The organism is Cellulomonas sp. P1_G12_2 (genome assembly GCF_056405535.1).
On sequence record NZ_JBFUBX010000001.1, the window covers coordinates 834,974 to 854,046 of the forward strand.

Genomic DNA, 19,073 nt, shown 5'->3' on the forward strand with positions numbered 1-19,073 from the left:
CCGGGAGCGCTCTTGCGCGCCCCCGACTGCGGGCCCGAGATCCCGTACTGAGGTAGCGGCCGCAGGGCACCGCTCCCGCTGCCTGTGCAGTCGGCAGAACAGCGGCTGGAAGGCCTTCCGGTGCGACGCCTGGAGGACCGCCGCATGGCTGACGTCGGGCGGTGGTGTGCCGAGCGGCCGGGCTTCGCTCACGCAGGCGTTCCAGTCGGCATCACGGACCTCGAACGTCCCCCGGCGGCTGTCGAGGCCCGCCACGCATGACGACGGCCCCGGACCGTTGAGGTCCGAGGCCGTCGTGACGGTGCTTGTGGGTCAGCTCCCGGGGCGCTGGTGCTGGGCCGGAGCGTTCTGCGCCTGCTGACGGCGGAAGTCCTGCAGCTGTGTCTCGCTCAGCGAGTCTCCAGGCCAGAGCGTGGTGGGCCCGGTGACGGCGGTCGGCGACGTCGACTCCTGCACCTGCTGGGTGCGGCCGGTCGACGGCGTCTTGCGCTTCTTGCGGCTGGTCCGGCCCGAGTCGGCGGACGTGGCCGGAGTGGGCGTGTAGTCGTAGTACGCGTACTGGTCGCTCTGCTTGCGCTTCTGGCGGTTGACCACGATGCCGAGGATGCGGGCACCAACCGTCTCCAGTGCGCCCACGGACTCAGCCAGCTGGCTGCGGTGCAGCTTGTCCGCACCCACGACGAGCAGTGCGCCGCCCGTGAGCTTGGACAGGATCGCCGCGTCGGTGACGGGCAGCAGGGGAGCGGTGTCGACGATGACAACGTCGTACTGCGAGGTCAGCTTGTCCAGCAGGTGCGCCATGGCCAGCGACCCGAGCAGCTCGCTGGGGTTGGGCGGGATCTGGCCGGCCGGCAGCACGTGCAGGAAGCCGTTGCCCCAGGGCTGGATGACATCCTCGACGCTGGCGCGGCCGATGAGCACCGTGGTGAGTCCGACGTTGCCCTCGAGCCCCATGTACTTGGCCACGGACGGACGGCGCAGGTCGGCGTCGATCAGCGCGACCCGCGTGYCGGCGTCGGCCAGCGTGATGGCTACGTTGATCGACGTCGTCGACTTGCCCTCGCCGGGCAGCGACGAGGTGATGACGATCGACTGCGGGCGGTCGGCGATGTCGAGGAACTGCAGGTTCGTGCGCAGCCGCCGGAACGCCTCGGAGCGCTGGCTGTGCGGGCTGCTCTGCACGATCAAGGGGTGCTCGGGGGCATCCTCGTCGTTCGGGATGATGCCGATGACGGAGACGTCGGTGACGCGGGCGACGTCGGCGTCGGAGCGGACACGGGTGTTCAGTACCTCGCGGAGGACCGCGATGCCGACACCGATCACCAGGCCCACGAGCAGGCCGAGCGCGACGTTGAGCTTGAGGTTCGGGGATGAGGGGCCCTCGGGGGAGACCGCGTCGCGGACGATCGAGATCTTGACCGCCGATGCACCGCCACCGCTGGGCGTCTCGAGGTCGGCGATCACGGTCTTGAACTGCTTGCCGATCGCATCGGCCGTGGCCGCGGCGATCGCAGGGTTCTCGTCGGTCACCGTGACGTCGATGAGGGACGTGTTGAGCGGGGAGCTGGCGCTGACACGCGACGACAGGGTCTCCGTGCGCGCGTCCAGGCCCAGCTCTTCGATGACCGGCTGCAGGACGAGCGGGCTGGTGACCAGCTGTGTGTACGACGTCACCTGCTGGCGCGTGAAGTTGGCACCCTGCAGGAGGTCGCTGGAGGAGTCGCCGGACTTGACCGAGACGTAGAGCTGGGTGGTGGCTTCGTAGAGCGGCTTGGTGACCAGCGACCACGCGAAAGCGGCACCGACTCCGAGGGCGGCCAGCACAACGATGGACATCCATCGCTTGCGCAGAATGACCCAATAATCCTGAAGCTCCACTGCCCGTTCTCCCCTGCTCGTCAATACGCGGGCGCCAGTCTCTCATAGCCCGTGATCACGCGGATCTTCGGGTGAAAAGCGCTGAGCGCGGGCCGGTCCTCCTATATGCACTGTTCCTCGAATGGTGACCCCGACATGCCGATGTACGATTCGACCTACTCGTTTTCATCGGCGCTCAGCGCTGCGAAAACGGACATCGGGGGGAAATGTGATGAAACCGGACGCGTCAGCGCCCGCGACGAGCCGAGCTGTGCCATTTGTGCCGCAGCAGCTCGGGCGCTCGGCGGTCGTGCCGACCATCGTCACCAATCCCCGGTGGCGCGATCTCGCGGTTCGCCTCTGGGTGACAGACGCGGCCGCCGTGATGGTCGCCGTCGTCGTCGCCTACGTCGTGCGGTTCGACCACACCGGGCTCGCCTCCGTCTCCGGCGAGTTCTCGCCGTCCTACCTCTCGGTCTCCGTCGCGCTCGCCCTGGCTTGGCTTGCTGCCCTGGCGGTAGGACGCACACGCGACCGGCGGGTGCTCGGCAGCGGGCCGACCGAGTTCTCGCGCGTCTTCAACGTGACCTGGCGCCTGTTCGCCTCCGTCGCCGTCGTCGCCTACCTCCTGCGCATGGAGATCGGCCGTGGGTACCTGGGCTTCGCCGCACCGCTCGGGCTGGGCCTCATCCTCGCCGGTCGGGCATGGTGGCGACACTGGGTGCACACCCGGCGCGATGCGGGCGGCTACAAGTCCGGGATCCTCGTCATCGGGCACCGCGACAAGGCCGCCGGGCTGATCGCCGAGCTTCACAAGAACCCGCGCGTCGGGTTCGCCGTACTCGGAGTCTGCGTTCCCACCGGCGAGATCATCGAGGGTGAGCTCATCGGCGGAGTCCCCGTGCTCGGGGGGATGAACCGAGCCGCTGAGATCGCCGAGCGCGTGGGCGCGTCTGCGGTCGCGGTCACCGGTGCCGACGCGATCACCGCCGACACGGTGCGGCAGCTCGGCTGGGACCTCGAGGGCAAGGGGATCGACCTTGCGCTGACGCTCTCGCTGGTCGACGTGGCTGGGCCGCGCGTCCTCATGCAGCCGGTCAGCGGCCTGCCGCTGATGTACGTCGACGAGGTGCGATTCACGGGCGCCAAGTACATCGCCAAGTCGTTGTACGACTGGACCCTCGCCGCAGCGATCACCATCGTCCTGCTGCCGGTGCTCGCGGTGGTCGCGATCCTCGTCCGGGTCACCAGCCCGGGCCCGGTCCTCTACCGGCAGGAGCGGATCGGCAAGGACGGCCGTCGGTTCCGCATCTTCAAGTTCCGAACCATGGAAGCGGGGGCGGACAAGCGGCTCGTCGAGATCCTCGCCGAGCAGGGCATCGAGTCCGTCGGGTTGTTCTACAAGCCCAAGAACGACCCRCGGGTGACGCCGGTCGGGCGCGTGCTGCGCAAGTACTCGCTCGACGAGCTCCCGCAGCTGTTCAACGTCCTCATCGGCGACATGAGCCTGGTCGGTCCGCGCCCGCAGATCGACGCGGAGGTCGCGCAGTACGACCGCACCGCCCACCGCCGACTGCTGGTCAAGCCGGGGCTCACCGGGCTGTGGCAGGTCTCGGGCCGGTCGGGGCTCTCGCCCGAGGACGGGATCCGCCTCGACGTCAACTACGTGGAGAACTGGACGCTGTTCAGCGATCTGCTCATCCTCGTGCGGACGGTCAAGGTCGTTGTCTCGTCGGGTGGTGCCTATTGAGATCGCGGGTCGCGACGACTGGGTGAGGACGGCACCGGGTGGTGGGTACTGGGGATCGTCGCCGCGCTCTGCGGCGGTGTGGTCGCCGCGACCGCACCGCTCGTCGCTCTGCTCGTGATCGGCTTCGCTGTTCTGGTAGCCGCCGGGCTCGTGCCGTCCGTCTCGATGGTCGTCCTGTTCACGACCTTGTTCCTCGTTCCGGCAAAGGTGATGGTCGACGTCCCCGGCCGCGTCGTCGACTGGGTGATCGTCTCCGCGACGGTCGTCGTTGCCTCTGGCGCCGTGCGAAGAATCGTGGCGCGGGGCGCACCCGCCCCCTGGAGCTCAGCGGGAGTCTTTGCTGTGCTCGCCCTCGGGGCGGCCACCCTTCTCGGTTGGAGCGGCTTCGGGAACTTCTTCACGGTCGCCTTCCCCCTCGTGGCGACCCTGTTCATCGCCTGGGGTGCGGCGGCAGACGCACAGGCACACCCGCAGTCACTGACGCGCGCCGTCAACGTCCTCCTCGGCGTCAGCGTGGTGCTCGCAGGTCTGGCCGCGGTTGAGCGCGTCACCGGGATCAACCCGGTCCAGTCCCTCATCCCGGCACTCGACTACGGAACGTTCCCCGGCCGCTCGGCCACGATCATGTCGCACCCCATCGTCTACGGCGGGTTCTGCATGGTGATGCTCGTGGTGGCGCTGTTCGACGGGCAGCGGCGTTCGTGGATCTTTGCAGCGGCGAACGTCGCGGGCCTGGTCCTCAGCGGCGCCCGCAGCGCGTGGCTCGGGGCCGCGATCGCAGTCGTGGTCGGGTACCTGGTCACCCGGCGCAAGACGAGCATGCGAGGCATCCTGGCAGTGTGCGCGGCGCTTCTCGCTGCGGTTGTCGCCGTCCAGGCGCTTCCGGACGTTGCCCGGAGCGTCGTCGAGACGGTGGTCTACCGGCTCACGTCATCGGAGTCCCTGGCGTCTGCGGGCGCAAGGACCGTGCGGATCGACGCGGCCTGGGACAGCATCACCGAGAGTCTCGCGACGTTCGTCGCGGGACATGGGCCCGGGGCGACGACGGAGTTCTTCACCCAGTACCGCGTCGGGGATGGGCTCGCCAACGTCTTCGACAACAGCTACCTCACGCTGTGGAACGACTTCGGGCTGGTAGCCACGGCCGCGTTCGTCTTTCTGCTGCTCGCTGCGATGGTGCGCCCGGGAGCCATGGCCGGCCGACTTGTCCTGCTGGCTGTTGCCGTCCAGGCATGCCTGTTCGACGTGTACGCCTGGCCCGCTGCGCTGGGCGGTATCGCGCTCGGTGTCGCGCTGAGGGTGCAACCGCGCCAGGCGGTAGCGCCACCCAGCCGGTCCGGATCGGCAGACGAGGCCCGGGACGCTGAGCCTGCGATGCCCGCAGCTCGCGTCCTTGAGGTCACCCGGTGAGTGCGGCCCCTGCGGCGCCAGCTGCCGGTCGAGTGGCCGTCGTGGTCGTCGCCTTCGGGCAGGCGGACATGGTCCTGGGCTGCATACGGTCCGTTCAGCTTCACGGAGGATCGACCGTTGCGTCGATCCATGTGGTGGACAACGGGTCACCGGACGACACGGCCGCGCGGGTCGCGCACGATCACCCCGAGGTTGATCTCCACCTGCGGCCCGACAACCCGGGTTTCTCGGTCGCCAACAACGTGGTGCTGCGAACGGTGCGCGACGAGTACGTCCTCCTGCTCAACCCTGACGCCGAGCTGGCCGCTGGGACTCTCCAGCACCTCGTGCGCGTGCTTGACGAGTCTCCGGACATCGGCGTCATCGGGTGCCGACTCGTCTTGGCCGACGGATCTCTCGACCACGCCGCGAAGCGCAACGTTCCCGAACCGCTCACGGCCCTTCGCTACTTCATGCTCCGTGCAGTAGGTCGTCGCGGAAGCGGATATGTGGCGCCGGACGTCGAACCCGACGGGCTCGGTGATGTCGACGCGGTGAACGGTGCCTTCATGCTCGTGCGGAGGAGCGCGATGGACCAGGTCGGGCTCCTCGACGAAGCCTTCTGGATGTACGGCGAGGACCTCGACTGGTGCGTGCGATTCCGCTCCGCGGGCTGGCGGGTCGTCTACGACGGACGGGTCACGGCCCTGCACCTGAAGGGCGGAGCAGTGGGAGGGGCGCGTCCCCTCCGGCTCAACTTTCACTTCCACCGCAGCATGGCGATGTTCTACGCAAAGCATCAGTCGAACGGCAACCTCGTCGCGGACGCCGTCATCCGCACCGGGATCTGGACGCGTTTCCTCCTCGTGTGGGCCTCGAACGCGGCCGGTGCGCTGGTGCGCCGGCTGACGCGGAGCGCGTCGTGAAGGAGGAGATCCCCAGGATCAGCGTGGTCGTCCCGACGAAGAACCGCCTGGCCACGCTTGATCGCGCCGTGCGTTCTGTGCTCGAGCAGACCGTCCCCGTCGCTGAGGTGGTGGTCGTCGACGACGGTTCGACCGACGGCACCGCGGAGTACCTGCGGGATCTGGCGCTGGCCGACGCGCGGGTCGTGCCGATCTTCTTGGCCACCTCGGGTGGCGCGGCCGCGGCACGCAACATCGGCGTCGCACGCTCCACCGGCGAGCTGATCGCCTTCCAGGACAGCGACGACGCCTGGCGTCCAGCATTCGTCGAGACTCTGCTCCCCGCCGTGGCCAGGCGTTCCCGGGTGGTTGCGTTCTGCTCGCACTCGCTGCACGGCCTGGACGGGGCCGAGCTGGTCGTGCCGGCGGGCCGTGTCAGTCATGTCCGGACCGAGCTTCTCTATCGGAACCCGATCTCGACGCAGACCGCTTTGGTGGACGCGGCCCTTCTCCGTGGCCAACGTGCGTTCGACCCTGAGCTGCGGCGCTTCCAGGACTGGGATCTCTGGCTGCACCTTCGGGCAGACCCCACCGTGGAGTTCGTCCACGTCGATGAAGTGCTCGTCGACGTACGCAGGATGCCCGACAGCATCTCGCACGGGTCGCGGACGGTCCGTGCGGCCGCCTTGCGCACGATCTTCAAGCGGTATCGCCGCAGCTTCCTGCGTCATCCGCGAGCGGCGGCGCGCCTGGTCGCTCGCGCGTACCTACGGTGACCGCGGAGGAGGCGCTTGATCCAGCCCTCCGCGGTGAGATGAGGTGCCCGGTGCGAGCGCATGTCGTCGAACGCTTGCACGACACGCGACCTCGGCGTCAGGCGAGGAGTGAGCGAGACGGTGAGAGGTGGCCTCGTGAGGCGTGAAGCCATGAGGGACCCCGAGCGTCCCCAGATCGTGTATTTCCGGGTGCCTACCCCCCCGTACCCCAGGAGCCAGCGGATCAGCGACTTTCTCGCGCGTCACGACATAGCCGTGAGCACCGTCGTCGGGCGCAAGTTCGCTGGGATGCGAAGCGTGAAGGACTTGCTCGACGACTTTCGGCAGCTGTGGATGCTGACGCAACGCGGTAAGTACGTGATTCTGGCCGAGCTGCAGATCCGCTACGCGGCGATCGTCGTACTGATCGTGAGGATCCGAGGGGCGAAGCTTGTCGTAGACAACTTCGTCGGGTTGGAGGAGACGGTCGACGACCGCGCAGGGGACAGCTCAGGGGCGTCGATCCGTCGCATGGTTGCCCGGGCCCTCGACGACGTTGCCCTCCGAGGTGCGGACTGGGTGCTGGTCGACACCGATCTCCGACGCGAGCACGTCGTCGCTCGGGGTCGGGCATCGGCACGTCGCGTCCTCACCCTTCCGGTAGGTGCACCAGCGTGGGCGCGCACCGGGTCGCCGATCGTTCTCGGGGAGAGAATGCGCGTCCTCTACTACGGCAACTACATTCCGCTGCACGGTGTGGAGCATCTCGTGCGCGCGGTCCGTGACGTCGAGTTCCCCGTCGAGTTGACGCTCGTCGGCGACGGCGAGACGAGGAAGCGCATCGAGGAGCTCGTCGACACCTTCGGGAGTGCGCGGGATCGGTTCGTCTTTCTCCCCCCCGTGCCCGAAGGGGAGCTGGGTCCGCTGCTGCAGGAGCACGATGTCGTGGCGGGCATATTCGGAGGCTCGACCAAGGCGTCGTCCGTCATCGCCAACAAGGTGTGGCAGGGGCTCTCGATGGATCGCTGGGTCGTCACCCGTCGGTCCGAGGCCCTGGGGGAGATCGCAGCCGTTGCCGATGCCTGGCTGGTGCAGGTCGAACCGGAGGATGCGACGGCGATCGGGCGTGCGCTCGGCGAGATCCGGACCGCGTCTGCTCGCGGGCCCGTGGGTGCGGGCGCCGCGCTCGAGGAGTACGTGGAGCGGCGATACGTCGAGGCGTTCTCTTCGATGGGGCTCGTCGGTGCCTGACCGGTGCGGCCGGAGGACGGCGTGACGGCGCGGCCCGACGACGCTTCGCCCGAGGTCGAGCGCTCCCGCAGGATGGCTCTCCGCGCCCTCGGGTTCGTCCTCGTGAGCGTCGCGGGGGCGGTCGCGCCCCTCGTCGTCCTCCCCGCACTGACATCGCGGTTCGGCGCAGCGGGATGGTCGAGCATCGCTATCGGGATGTCCATCGGGTCGGCGGCTGCAGTGATCTGCGAGCTGGGCTACGGACTCTCCGGGCCGATGATGATCTCGCGGGCGCGTGGGCGGGCTCGTCTGGCGGCCTTCCAGATCTCGCTGCGGGCGCGCGTCCTGGCCCTCCTTCCCGCGGCAACGCTCGGGGCGGCCTTGTCCTTTGCCCTGGCCGCGGACTTCAAGGCCGAGGCCGCGGCCACGGCCGTAGCGTTCTCGGCCCTCGGCCTCGCCAACACGTGGTTCTTTGTCGGGACCGGGCGACCTTTCGCCCTCCTCCTCTGCGACACCCTCCCTCGAGTCGGCCTGACGGTCGCTGCTGCGGTCTCGCTGAACAACGGCGCTCCACTGTGGGCCTATCCCTTGTCGATAGGCGTTGCAGGCGTCTTGGCTCCGCTGCTCGGAGGGAGGTGGGCCTCGAGAGGTGAGCCTCGGCTCAGACTTCGGCTCGGGCCGCGTCGGCTGTTCGGCGTCATCGCCTTTCAGGGGCACGCGACGAGCGGACGGCTCGCGAGCTCCGTGTACATCGCTCTGCCCGTCGCCCTTGTCGCGCTGACCAGCCCCCAGAGCGTTGCCGTGTTCGCAGCCGCCGAGCGACTCCAACGGATGGTTCTCACGGGCCTTCAGGTGCTGCCGAACGTCGCGCAGCCCTGGGTGGGCGCATCATCTCGACGCGACGAGCGGACTCGGCGCGCGACCCGAGCAACTCAGGTGATGGCGATCGTGGGCATCGGCACCGCTCTCGTCTACGTCGCTGTGTTTCCGGTAGTGATCGGAGTGCTCTTCTCAAGCACGATCGATGTGCCCCACATCGTCGTGTGGCTCAGCTTCCTGGTGATCTCGTTGACCAGCGTCTCGAGGGGAGTTGGGGGCCTGGTGCTGGTGGCTCTCTCTCGTGTCCCCGCGATCGCCCGAAGCGCTTATCTGGGCCTGACGGTCGGGGTCGTCGCGATTCCGGTGGGAGCCGCGCTGTTCGGTGCCGCAGGAGGGATGGCCGGCGAAGTGCTGGCTGAAGCATCGGTGCTCGGTGCGCAGCTGCGCGCTGCTTCGCGGGCTCGCAAGTCATGAGGTGCATCGCCAGCTGGCGTGTTCGGTCGGATGAGGACCTCCCGTTGCCCGCGGACCAGGTCCCCGCCCAGGTCACGTCGGGGGCGTAGACGGGCCCGCTGGGCACGCCGAGATCGACGCCGGAGGTGGGAACCGGGGCGCGGTTCGGCCGCCGGCCTTCGCAACATGTCACCCGCGGTGGAGTGCGCCCCGCCGATACAGTTCCCACAGATCCCACGCCCACAGGAAGAGACGACATGCGCCTCTCTGTCATCGGTTGCGGCTACCTCGGTGCCGTCCACGCCGCGAGCATGGCCCAGCTCGGCCACGACGTCATCGGCATCGACGTCGACACCAAGAAGATCGACGCCCTCCGCGAAGGCCGCGCGCCGTTCTACGAGCCGGGCCTGCCGGAGCTGCTCACCGAGGCGGGCGCGACGGGTCGGCTGAGCTTCAGCACGGACATGGCGGACGCGCACGGAGCGGACGTCCACTTCATCTGCGTCGGTACCCCGCAGGTGCACGGGGAGTTCCGCGCGGACCTGACGTACGTGAACTCGGCGGTCGAGGCGCTGCGTCCGCACCTGCGGGCAGGGGACGTGGTTGCCGGCAAGTCGACGGTGCCGGTCGGCACGGCGGAGGCCATCGCGGAGTCGCTTCAGGGCACGGGCGCGATCCTCGTCTGGAACCCGGAGTTCCTGCGCGAGGGCTTCGCGGTGAAGGACACGCTGCACCCTGACCGGCTGGTCTACGGGGTCCCGACGGACGAGGACGGGGAGCCGACGCCGGAGGGTGCGAAGGCGAAGGACATCCTCGACGAGGTCTACGCGACCCCGCTGTCGGAGCACACCCCGCTGGTGATCACCGACTACGCGACCGCGCAGCTGGTGAAGGTCGCGGCCAACTCGTTCCTCGCCACCAAGATCTCCTTCATCAACGCCATGGCTGAGCTGTGCGAGGCCACGGGGGCGGACGTGACGCGGCTGGCGGACGCGATCGGGTACGACGCTCGGATCGGTCGACGCTTCCTCAATGCCGGCCTCGGGTTCGGCGGCGGGTGCCTGCCCAAGGACATCCGCGCGTTCATGGCGCGTGCCGGCGAGCTCGGCGTGAGCGACGCGCTGTCGTTCCTGCGGGAGGTCGACTCCATCAACATGCGCCGCCGGGTCCGGATGGTCGACCTGGCGCGTGAGGTGTGCGACGGCTCGATCGTCGGCAAGAAGGTCGCCGTGCTCGGTGCCGCGTTCAAGCCGGACTCCGACGACGTGCGCGACTCGCCGGCCCTCTCGGTGGCCGCCCAGATGCAGCTGCAGGGCGCCCATGTCACGGTCACCGACCCGCAGGCGGTCCCCAACGCCGCCGCCAAGTGGCCGGACCTGCACTTCGCGGCCACCGCGCTGGAGGCGGCGAAGGACGCGGACGTGGTGCTCCTTGCCACGGAGTGGTCCGAGTACCGGGAGATCGACCCGGACGACCTGGCGAAGGTCGTCGCGCACAAGCGGATCCTCGACGGCCGCAACGTGCTCGAGCCTGCGGTGTGGCGTGCGGCGGGCTGGACGTATCGCGCGCTGGGCCGTCCCTGACCGTGGCGCGCAAGGGGGCGCTCGGCTGGGTGCTCGTCGTGCTCGGCGTCGCACTGGCTGTCGTCGCGGTGCTGCTGGCAGTGCGCCCGGACCGGGGTCTCCAGCCGTGGTCGCCCGACGGGGCCGACCCGCAGGAGTACGCGTCGCAGCTGGTCGCCGAGACCAACGACGCGCGCGCCGACGAGGGGCTGCCGGCGCTCGCGGTCTCGCAGTGCGCGGCCGGCGAGGCGGACCTGCGGGCGGAGGCGCTGGTGGGTGAGGAGCTGGAGCACGCGTCGATGACCGCGGTGCTCGAGGCGTGCCCGCCGTCGACGGTGGCGGCCGAGAACCTGTCCCGCGCGGCCGCGACGCCGCACGACGTCGCCGACGCCTGGCTGGCCTCGGCGGGGCATCGCGCCAACCTGCTGGACCCGAGCCTGGAGCAGGTGGGCATCGGCTGCCTGCTCGACGACGGGGAGATGCTCTGCTCCCAGGTGTTCCTCGGCCCGTAGTCAGCCGGCCGCGACGGGTTCCCGCCGACGGGTGCGGGCCGCCAGCAGGAGCCCGACGCCCACCGCCGCGCCCAGGGTGTTCGCGACGAGGTCGCGCACGTCGGCCACGCGCTCGGGCAGGAACAGCAGCTGCGCCAGCTCGATGGCCACCGACGTGGCGAGGCCGAGCCCGACGACCGTCCCCGGGCGGAGCCGGGTGAGCAGCCCGACCAGGAGGCCGAACGGCACGAAGAGCACGATGTTGGCGAGGAACTCGGTGGCGCTGTACGTGAGCGGGAACCCGTGGGACCCGAGCCAGGCGAGCAGGGTGCGTACCACGTCGAAGCCGTCGTCGGGCCCGAGCCGGGGCCAGAGGGTCACGCGCGCCAGGCCCACGAGGTAGACGACGAACAGCGCCGTCTGCACCCTGCGCGTGGTCATGCGGGCTCAGGCCTGCGGACCAGCAGCGACAGCCCCACCCCGATCGCCGCGCCGAGGGAGTTGCCCAGCACGTCTCGGGCCGACGGCTGCCGGTAGGACAGCCCGAACGCCTGCACGGCCTCGATCCCGACCGACAGGGCCACCAGCGCGACGAGCACCGCCCACCAGCGTCGGCGGGGGACCAGCAGGGCGCCCAGCAGCCCGAGCGGGACGAAGAGGGCGATGTTCGCGGCGAACTCGGCGGCGTGCACGTTGAGCCTCTCGGGCAGGCCGAGCACGTGCAGGCGCCCGAGGCCGCGGGCGATCGGCGCGTCGAGGGCGTCGTGCAGGTGCCACGGGTTGAGCACGAGCACCGCCGCGACCAGGAGCACGGCGACGAGCAGCCCGATCACCACCCGCCGCTGCCGCTCGTCCATGCCGACAGGGTACGGGCAAGTTTCCTTACGCAAGGTAATGAGTTAGAGTAAGGATCATGCCCTCAGCCTCTGCCCTCGCCGGTGAGCTCCGTATCGCCGTCGGCCGGGCGTCCCGGCGCATCCGGGCAGAGCGCGGCGAGGCCGGCCTGACAGACCCGCAGTTCACGGTGCTGGCGTGGCTGACCAAGGACGGCCCCCTCACCCCGGGGCAGCTGGCCGAGCGCGAGCGGATCCAGCCGCCGTCGATGACCCGCACGGTCAACGGCCTGGTGGAGCTGGGCCTCGTCGCCAAGTCGGAGCACCCGACGGACGGCCGGCAGGTCGTCGTCACCCTGACGGAGGCCGGCGTCGCCGAGGTCAACGAGACCCGCCGACGGCGCGACGCGTGGCTGGCTGAGCGCCTCAGCAAGATGACCAAGGACGAGCGCACGCTGCTCGCCGACGCCGCCGAGCTGCTGCGGAGGATCGCCGCCTCATGAGTCCCACGTTCTCCTCGCTGAAGTTCCGGAACTACCGGCTGTGGTTCGCCGGGGCGCTGGTGGCGAACGTGGGCACCTGGATGCAGCGCGTCGCCCAGGACTGGCTGGTGCTCACCGAGCTGACCGACGAGTCGGGCGTGGCCGTCGGTATCACCACCGCCCTGCAGTTCGCCCCGGTGCTCCTGCTGTCCCCGTACGCCGGCCTGCTGGCGGACCGGGTGGACCGGCGCAAGCTGCTCATGGCCACGCAGGTGGGCCAGGGGGTGCTCGCCGCGGGGCTGGGTGTCCTGGTCCTCAGCGGCCACGCGCAGCTGTGGCAGGTGTACCTGTTCGCGCTGATGCTCGGGTGCGTCACCGCCATCGACGGACCGGTGCGCCAGACGTTCGTCGCGGAGCTGGTGCCGGCGTCCAAGCTGGCCAACGCGGTGGGCCTGAACAGTGCGTCGTTCAACGCGGCCCGGCTGATCGGTCCGGGCGTCGCGGGCCTGCTCATCGCGGCCGTCGGCACCGGCTGGGTGTTCCTCATCAACGCGGTGACGTTCTTCGCGACGATCCTCGCGCTCACCCGCATGCGGACGTCCGAGCTCAGCCCCATGCCCACCACCGCGCGGGCCAAGGGCCAGCTGCGCGAGGGCATCGCCTACGTGCGCGGCCGCAGCGACATCCTCGTGATCATGGTGGTCGTCGGTGTGGTCTCCACGTTCGGCCTCAACTTCCAGCTGACCAGCGCCATGATGGCGCGCAGCGAGTTCGGCAAGGGCGCGGGGGAGTACGGGATCCTCGGGTCGGTGCTCGCCATCGGCTCGCTCACCGGTGCTCTGCTGGCGGCCCGGCGGGAACGGCCCCGCGTCCGCCTGGTCATCGGCGCCGCGTTCGCGTTCGGCATCACCACCGGCGTGATGGCCCTGATGCCCACGTACGTCGCGTTCGCGATCGCCTGCATCCCCGTCGGGCTGGCGTCGCTGACCATGATGACTGCGGCCAACGCGACCATCCAGCTGAGCACCGACCCCGCCGTACGGGGGCGCGTCATGGCTCTGTACATGATGGTGTTCCTGGGCGCGACGCCCATCGGGTCGCCCATCGTCGGGTGGATCGGTGAGACGTACGGCCCGCGGTGGGCCATCGGCATCGGCTCGATCTCCGCGCTGCTCGTCGCCACCGGCGCCGCGCTGTGGGCGTGGAAGAAGTGGGACGTCACCGTGCGGTACCACGTGCGCTCCCGGCCCCACCTCGAGGTGCTGTACCCGACGCTGCCCGACCGCCGCGCGGAGACCGCCGCCCGGCTCGCCACCCAGGAAGCCGCGGACCGCCAGACCGCCGCCTGAGCCGCCGTCCGGGTGGATGCTCGGGTGAAGAGAGCGCCCAGGCATGTCGTCCGAGATGTCCGGGATGTCACGATCGGTGGGTGAGTGCCACCGTCGACGAACCGCGCGCGCCCGAGGCGACCGCGCCCGGCGACGAGCCCACCACCGAACCGCCCCGACGCCGCCGCCTGACCGCCCGCCGCATCGCGTTCGGCGTCCTCGTCGTCCTCGTCGTGCTGGTGGCCGCCGCCGGCTGGCTGGCGTTCCGCGGCTACCAGGCCGGCACCGCCCTGCTCTCCGCCAAGGACGTGGTGGTCGACCTGCGCAGCGTGGTCGGCGACGGCGACACGCAGCAGATCGAGGCCCGACTCCCCGAGGTCCAGGCGGACCTCGCGGCCGCGCGCCGGGCGACATCGGACCCGGTGTGGCGGGTGGCCGAGCACGTGCCCTGGGTGGGCGCGCAGCTCGAGGCCGTGCGGGTGGTCTCCGTGTCGCTCGACGACGTGGTGCGCGACGCGCTCCCGGCGATCGGGCGTATCGACGACGTCCTGCACGCCCAGGAGGCCCGGGGCACAGACGGGCGGATCGACCTCGCCCCCCTGGTCGAGGCCGCCCCGGACATCGCCGCGGCCGCCGCGAGCGCCCACGCCGCGCAGGCCGCGGTGGCCGCGATCGACACCGACGCGCTGGTGCCGCAGCTCGCCGGCCCGGTGACCCAGCTGCAGGACGGGATGGCCCAGGTCACGGGTGCGCTCGACGCCGGCGCCCAGGTGGCGGCGCTCCTGCCGCCGATGCTCGGCGTCGACGGCCCCCGCACCTACCTCCTGGTCTCGCTCAACTCCTCGGAGCTGCGCAGCGCCGGCGGCATCGTCGGCGCGTTCGCCGTGCTGAAGGCCGACAACGGCACGATCGACCTCACCGAGCAGCGCACCACCGCGGACCTGCCGGGGATCGAGACCTCGATCCTGCCGCTCAGCGACGAGGAGCTGCGCTTCGACACCGACCGGCTGGGCCGGTGGGTGCAGAACGCCGTGATGACCCCCGACTTCCCGCGCAGCGCCGAGCTGCTGACGGCCCGCTGGGAGCGGGACATCGGCACGCACGTAGACGGGGTCATCGCCACCGACCCCGTCGCGGTCTCCTACCTGCTCGGCGCCACAGGGGCGGTCACCGAGCCGAGCGGCCAGCAGATCGACGCCGGGAACGTCGTGCAGGTCCTGCTGCGCGACGCCTACCTCACGTTCGGCGACGACGCGGCCGCGGGCGACGCCTTCTACACGGGCGTCGCGTCGACGATCTTCCGCGCGGTCGGTGCCGGTCAGGGCGACTCCCGGGCCGTCGTCGACGCGCTGGCCCGGGCGGGGGCCGAGGGCCGGCTGCGGATGTGGTCGGCGCACCCGGAGGAGCAGAAGAGGCTGGTGGCCACGAGCGTCGGTGCGGCGTTCCTCACCGGCCCGTTCCCGGACGCCACGGGGGTGTTCCTCAACGACGGGACCGCGGGCAAGCTCGGCTACTACCTGAGCACCGCGCTGACGGTCGAGAACCTGCGCTGCGACGGCCCGGAGCCCACCGCCACGGTCCGCCTCGACCTCGACTACCGCCCGCCCGCGGAGGTGGCGACGTTCCCGCGGTACGTCACCGGGTGGAGCTTCACCTCGCTGCCGACCGGGTGGCTCGCGACCAACATCACCGTGTACGCGCCGGTCGGCGCCCCTCTGGAGGCGCTCGGGCGGAACGACGGCGCCGTCTCCGGGGGCACCGGGCAGTCGGCCGGCCGCAACGTGCAGGTGGTGACCTCCTGGCTGGAGCCCGGCGCGCGCGAGACCTACCGGTTCGACGTGCCCGTCCGCGACGGCCGGGTCGACGTCTGGACCACGCCCACGCTCACCAGCCCGGGTCTGATCACGGCCACGTGCTCCCCGGGAGAGTGAACGGGCGAAACGTCCGAAATCACCCGTTATGCCCATGTGTAAACGGGTGCAGGCAGGACACAATGGGGACCGAAATGTCCGATTAGCCGACAGGGGCACGATCATGGTCAGGCTCGTACGGGGCGCGGTCGTCGCGTTCCTCGCAGTCTTCGTCGCCCTCGCCGGCGCGCTGCCCTCCTCGGCGGAGGGCCCCAGCCCGTCGCCCTCCGTGTCCTCGACGGCCGAGCCGGTCTACGGGTGCATCGACAAGGTCGACGGCTACGGCGCCCCGCGCGCCTGCCAGCTCAACGTCCTCATCCAGGCACCGATCTGCGACAACGACGTGCCCAAGCTGAAGTACGCGCTCGAGGTCATCGGGTCGCCGAACACCACGGCGACGGTCACCTTCGTCAACCCGTCTGGTCCGGACGTCGTCTACGCCGACCAGCCCTTGAGCGGAACGGTCAACTGGCCGGGCGCCGTGGTCGGTCCCGACGGTCGCGGCATCGACTGGCCCGGCTGGACGCAGCTCACCGACGGGTCCTGGGTCGAGGGCGACGAGTTCGACTGGGTGCGCCCCTCGGTGCAGGTGATGTTCCAGGTGAACCCCGAGGCCACCGTCACGGTCGCCTACCCGCCGTCGACCCCCTCCTGCAACACCGACCCGGAGGACAGCGAGGTGCTGGTCGACAACCCGACGGCCGCCGTGCTCTCCGCCACCGGCTCGGAGGCCCAGCCGCTGCTGCTGGCCGGCGGTGCACTCGTCCTGGTCGGCGCGCTCACCGTGGCGCTCGTCTCGATCGCCCGCCGCCGCCGTCCGACGGCCTGACCCCCAAGCACACCGACTCCGCCTCCCGCGCTGACCGCGGGAGGCGGGCCCATGCTCAGACGAGCTGGTCCACCACGTGGTCGATGCAGGCGGTGAGGGCCAGCACGTCGTCCGGCTCGACCGCCGGGTACATGGCGACGCGCAGCTGGTTGCGGCCCAGCTTCCGGTAGGGCTCGACGTCGACGACCCCGTGGGCCCGCAGCACACGAGCAACCGTCGCCGCCTCGATCTCCGGGTCCAGGTCGATGGTGCCGACGACGTTCGAGCGCAGCCCGGGGTCGGTGACGAAGGGTGTCGCCCAGTCGCGCGAGTCCGCCCAGCCGTACAGGTGGCCGGCCGACGTCGCGGTGCGGTGCGCGGCCCAGGCCAGGCCACCGTTCCCGAGGATCCAGTCGAGCTGCTCGGCCAGGAGCACGAGGGTCGCGATCGCCGGCGTGTTCAGCGTCTGGTCGAGCCGGGAGTTCGCCACGGCCGTGGTGAACGAGAGCGACTCGGGGATCCACCGCCCGCTCGACTCGAGGCGGGCGGCGCGCTCGATCGCGGCGGGGGAGGCGGCAGCGAGCCACAGGCCCCCGTCCGACGCGAACGACTTCTGCGGCGCGAAGTAGTAGACGTCGGTCTGCGCCACGTCGACCGCCAGACCCCCGGCGCCCGACGTGCCGTCGACGAGGACCAGCGCACCCTGCGCGTGCGAGCCGGCCACCCGGTGCACGGGCGCGGCGACTCCGGTGGACGTCTCGTTGTGCGGCCACGCGTAGGCGTCGACACCGTCGGCGAAGGCCGGCACCGCCACGCCGCCGGGCGCCGCGCGGGTGACCACGGGCTCGCCGACGAACGGGGCGCGGGTCGCGGCGGCCGCGAACTTGGCGCCGAACTCGCCGAACGTGCCGAACGCGGCCCGGTCCTCGATCAGGCAGAGGGTGGCCACGTCCCAGAACAGGGTGGAGCCGCCGTTGCCCAGCACGATCTCGTAGCCCTCGGGCAGGTCGAACAGGGCGGCGAGGCCCGCGCGCACGCGTCCGACGAGCGCCCGCACGGGAGCCTGCCGGTGGGAGGTGCCCAACAGCTCGGCGGCGGGGCCGGCCAGCGCGTCCACCTGGGCGCGCCGGATCTTCGAGGGGCCGGAACCGAAGCGGCCGTCCACGGGCAGCAGGTGCGCGGGGATGGTGATCTCGTGAGCATCGGGCACGTCGCCGAGGATAGGCGGTCGTGGACCTCGACCCCGACTGTCGGCTCGACCAACTAATCTGTGACAGCGCGCGCCCCATCCCGGCTGGGGCCTCCGCGCGACGACGACCCGACGCGGGAGGCCTTGCAGTGAGCGACCTGATCGACACGACGGAGATGTACCTCAAGACGGTCTACGAGCTCACCGAGGAAGGCATCACCCCCCTGCGCGCCCGCATCGCGGAGCGGCTGGGGCACTCGGGGCCCACGGTCTCCCAGACGGTGGCGCGCATGGAGCGCGACGGGCTGGTGGTCGTCACCGGCGACCGCCACCTCGAGCTGACGGAGCTGGGCATGAGCAAGGCCGTCCGCGTCATGCGCAAGCACCGGCTGGCCGAGCGCCTGCTCACGGACGTCATCGGCCTGGAGTGGCCGTACGTGCACGAGGAGGCCTGCCGCTGGGAGCACGTGATGAGCGAGCGGGTGGAGAAGCGGCTCGCGTCGCTGCTGGACCACCCCCACTTCGACCCCTACGGCAACCCGATCCCGGGCCTGGGGGAGATCGGCGAGGAGACCACGCACGTCAGCTTCCTCGACGGCGTCACGTCGCTGGTGACCTACCGCGGCGAGCCGGGGGCCGACGGGGTCGAGCGGGCCGTCGTCGCCCGCATCGCGGAGCCGCTGCAGGTGGACGTCGAGCTGCTCGCGCGGCTGGCCGAGGCCGGCGTGCTGCCGCACCAGGAGATCGTCATCGAGCGCAGCCTCGGCACCGTGACGGTGTCCACGCCGGGGTCGGAGACCGTCCTGGACCTGCCCGAGGACGTCGCGCGGCACATCTTCGTCGGGGCCCGCTGACCCGCCTGAGAGGCCCCTGGACGGCCCCTGGGGGCGCTGTCTCCCGCACGACCGTGATCTTCGTGATCCCCCGGGAGTGTGACCTGTGCGCGCGCTCCCACGCCTCTGATCGGCGTCTTTGCAGGTCACCTCGGAGTTTGGACCACGCGTCCAGGACGGGTGTCCTACACGAGCGGAGATTTCCGTGATCGGAACGTGACAATCGCGGCGGACGTCCTGTACGTTCGACCTGCTTCTCCAGAACCCTCCTCCGGAGAAGCCCTCGAGCGGAACGCCTAACCCTGCCGCCGCCACGAGGTCCGCACTGACCGCCGGCAGGGGCGGGGGACCCAATTGCGGGCACCGGAAGTTCGGTGTCCTTGGGGTGAAGCCGGAGATCCGATCTCGATCGGGGACACGGCCGGGTGTTCTCCCACCCGAACCCGACAGCTGACCTCGTAGGCATCAGGAGAGGCAAC

At 70.6% G+C, this 19,073-nt stretch carries 17 protein-coding genes and 1 riboswitch; of the genes, 13 read left to right on the forward strand and 4 right to left on the reverse strand.

Annotated features, from left to right (window positions below; all coding sequences use genetic code 11):
* Nucleotides 1–312: 312 nt before the first annotated feature.
* Nucleotides 313–1,836 carry a tyrosine-protein kinase domain-containing protein gene (locus AC1DXT_RS04075; RefSeq protein WP_477060075.1) on the reverse strand — a complete coding sequence of 508 codons (1,524 nt, stop codon included), beginning with the start codon at nucleotides 1,834–1,836 and terminating at the stop codon, nucleotides 313–315.
* A 292-nt stretch (nucleotides 1,837–2,128) separates the two neighbouring features.
* On the opposite strand from AC1DXT_RS04075, the gene AC1DXT_RS04080 reads away from it, so the two are divergent.
* The 8 genes from AC1DXT_RS04080 to AC1DXT_RS04115 all read left to right on the forward strand — a co-directional run bounded on the left by AC1DXT_RS04080 (nucleotide 2,129) and on the right by AC1DXT_RS04115 (nucleotide 11,232).
* The gene (locus tag AC1DXT_RS04080) at nucleotides 2,129–3,607 is read left to right on the forward strand and encodes a sugar transferase (protein ID WP_477060076.1); all 1,479 of its coding nucleotides are present in this window, start codon (nucleotides 2,129–2,131) and stop codon (nucleotides 3,605–3,607) included.
* Nucleotides 3,608–3,685: 78 nt separating this feature from the next.
* Nucleotides 3,686–5,017: an O-antigen ligase family protein gene (locus AC1DXT_RS04085; RefSeq protein ID WP_477060077.1), complete on the forward strand. Its 1,332-nt coding sequence runs from the start codon at nucleotides 3,686–3,688 to the stop codon at nucleotides 5,015–5,017.
* Nucleotides 5,018–5,058: 41 nt separating this feature from the next.
* Complete coding sequence (locus AC1DXT_RS04090) at nucleotides 5,059–5,922, forward strand: glycosyltransferase family 2 protein (protein WP_477060078.1); 864 nt, start codon at nucleotides 5,059–5,061, stop codon at nucleotides 5,920–5,922.
* On the forward strand, nucleotides 5,919–6,677 hold the full coding sequence (locus AC1DXT_RS04095) for a glycosyltransferase family 2 protein (protein ID WP_477060079.1): 759 nt from the start codon (nucleotides 5,919–5,921) through the stop codon (nucleotides 6,675–6,677). Before AC1DXT_RS04090 ends, AC1DXT_RS04095 begins: the two co-directional genes overlap by 4 nt.
* Before the next feature lie 150 nt (nucleotides 6,678–6,827).
* Nucleotides 6,828–7,907, forward strand: a complete 1,080-nt coding sequence (locus AC1DXT_RS04100; protein WP_477060080.1) for a glycosyltransferase — start codon at nucleotides 6,828–6,830, stop codon at nucleotides 7,905–7,907.
* A gap of 21 nt (nucleotides 7,908–7,928) precedes the next feature.
* The gene (locus AC1DXT_RS04105) at nucleotides 7,929–9,179 is read left to right on the forward strand and encodes a hypothetical protein (RefSeq protein ID WP_477060081.1); all 1,251 of its coding nucleotides are present in this window, start codon (nucleotides 7,929–7,931) and stop codon (nucleotides 9,177–9,179) included.
* A 236-nt stretch (nucleotides 9,180–9,415) separates the two neighbouring features.
* Nucleotides 9,416–10,741, forward strand: a complete 1,326-nt coding sequence (locus tag AC1DXT_RS04110; RefSeq protein WP_477060082.1) for a UDP-glucose dehydrogenase family protein — start codon at nucleotides 9,416–9,418, stop codon at nucleotides 10,739–10,741.
* A 2-nt stretch (nucleotides 10,742–10,743) separates the two neighbouring features.
* Nucleotides 10,744–11,232, forward strand: a complete 489-nt coding sequence (locus tag AC1DXT_RS04115; RefSeq protein ID WP_477060083.1) for a CAP domain-containing protein — start codon at nucleotides 10,744–10,746, stop codon at nucleotides 11,230–11,232.
* On the opposite strand, the gene AC1DXT_RS04120 is transcribed toward AC1DXT_RS04115, so the two are convergent.
* The gene (locus tag AC1DXT_RS04120; RefSeq protein WP_477060084.1) at nucleotides 11,233–11,652 is read right to left on the reverse strand and encodes a VanZ family protein; all 420 of its coding nucleotides are present in this window, start codon (nucleotides 11,650–11,652) and stop codon (nucleotides 11,233–11,235) included.
* The gene (locus tag AC1DXT_RS04125; protein ID WP_477060085.1) at nucleotides 11,649–12,068 is read right to left on the reverse strand and encodes a VanZ family protein; all 420 of its coding nucleotides are present in this window, start codon (nucleotides 12,066–12,068) and stop codon (nucleotides 11,649–11,651) included. Before AC1DXT_RS04125 ends, AC1DXT_RS04120 begins: the two co-directional genes overlap by 4 nt.
* Nucleotides 12,069–12,124: 56 nt before the next feature.
* On the opposite strand from AC1DXT_RS04125, the gene AC1DXT_RS04130 reads away from it, so the two are divergent.
* From AC1DXT_RS04130 to AC1DXT_RS04145, 4 genes are all read left to right on the forward strand, one after another.
* Entirely contained in the window at nucleotides 12,125–12,547 is a 423-nt protein-coding gene (locus tag AC1DXT_RS04130; protein WP_477060086.1) for a MarR family winged helix-turn-helix transcriptional regulator, read from the forward strand.
* Nucleotides 12,544–13,875, forward strand: coding sequence for an MFS transporter (locus tag AC1DXT_RS04135; protein ID WP_477060087.1), 1,332 nt, complete (start codon nucleotides 12,544–12,546; stop codon nucleotides 13,873–13,875). The genes AC1DXT_RS04130 and AC1DXT_RS04135 overlap by 4 nt, the downstream gene beginning before the upstream one ends.
* 80 nt (nucleotides 13,876–13,955) lie before the next feature.
* Nucleotides 13,956–15,785 (forward strand): DUF4012 domain-containing protein, encoded by a 1,830-nt coding sequence (locus AC1DXT_RS04140; RefSeq protein WP_477060088.1) that lies wholly within the window; start codon nucleotides 13,956–13,958, stop codon nucleotides 15,783–15,785.
* Between the two features lie 103 nt (nucleotides 15,786–15,888).
* Entirely contained in the window at nucleotides 15,889–16,593 is a 705-nt protein-coding gene (locus AC1DXT_RS04145) for a peptidase (protein ID WP_477060089.1), read from the forward strand.
* Nucleotides 16,594–16,648: 55 nt separating this feature from the next.
* On the opposite strand, the gene serC is transcribed toward AC1DXT_RS04145, so the two are convergent.
* A complete protein-coding gene (gene serC / locus AC1DXT_RS04150; protein ID WP_477060090.1) occupies nucleotides 16,649–17,782 on the reverse strand; it encodes a phosphoserine transaminase in 1,134 nt (377 codons plus the stop codon).
* Between the two features lie 128 nt (nucleotides 17,783–17,910).
* On the opposite strand from serC, the gene AC1DXT_RS04155 reads away from it, so the two are divergent.
* Entirely contained in the window at nucleotides 17,911–18,615 is a 705-nt protein-coding gene (locus AC1DXT_RS04155) for an iron-dependent transcriptional repressor DtxR (protein WP_477060091.1), read from the forward strand.
* Nucleotides 18,616–18,907: 292 nt separating this feature from the next.
* A riboswitch (cyclic di-AMP (ydaO/yuaA leader) is annotated at nucleotides 18,908–19,073 on the forward strand.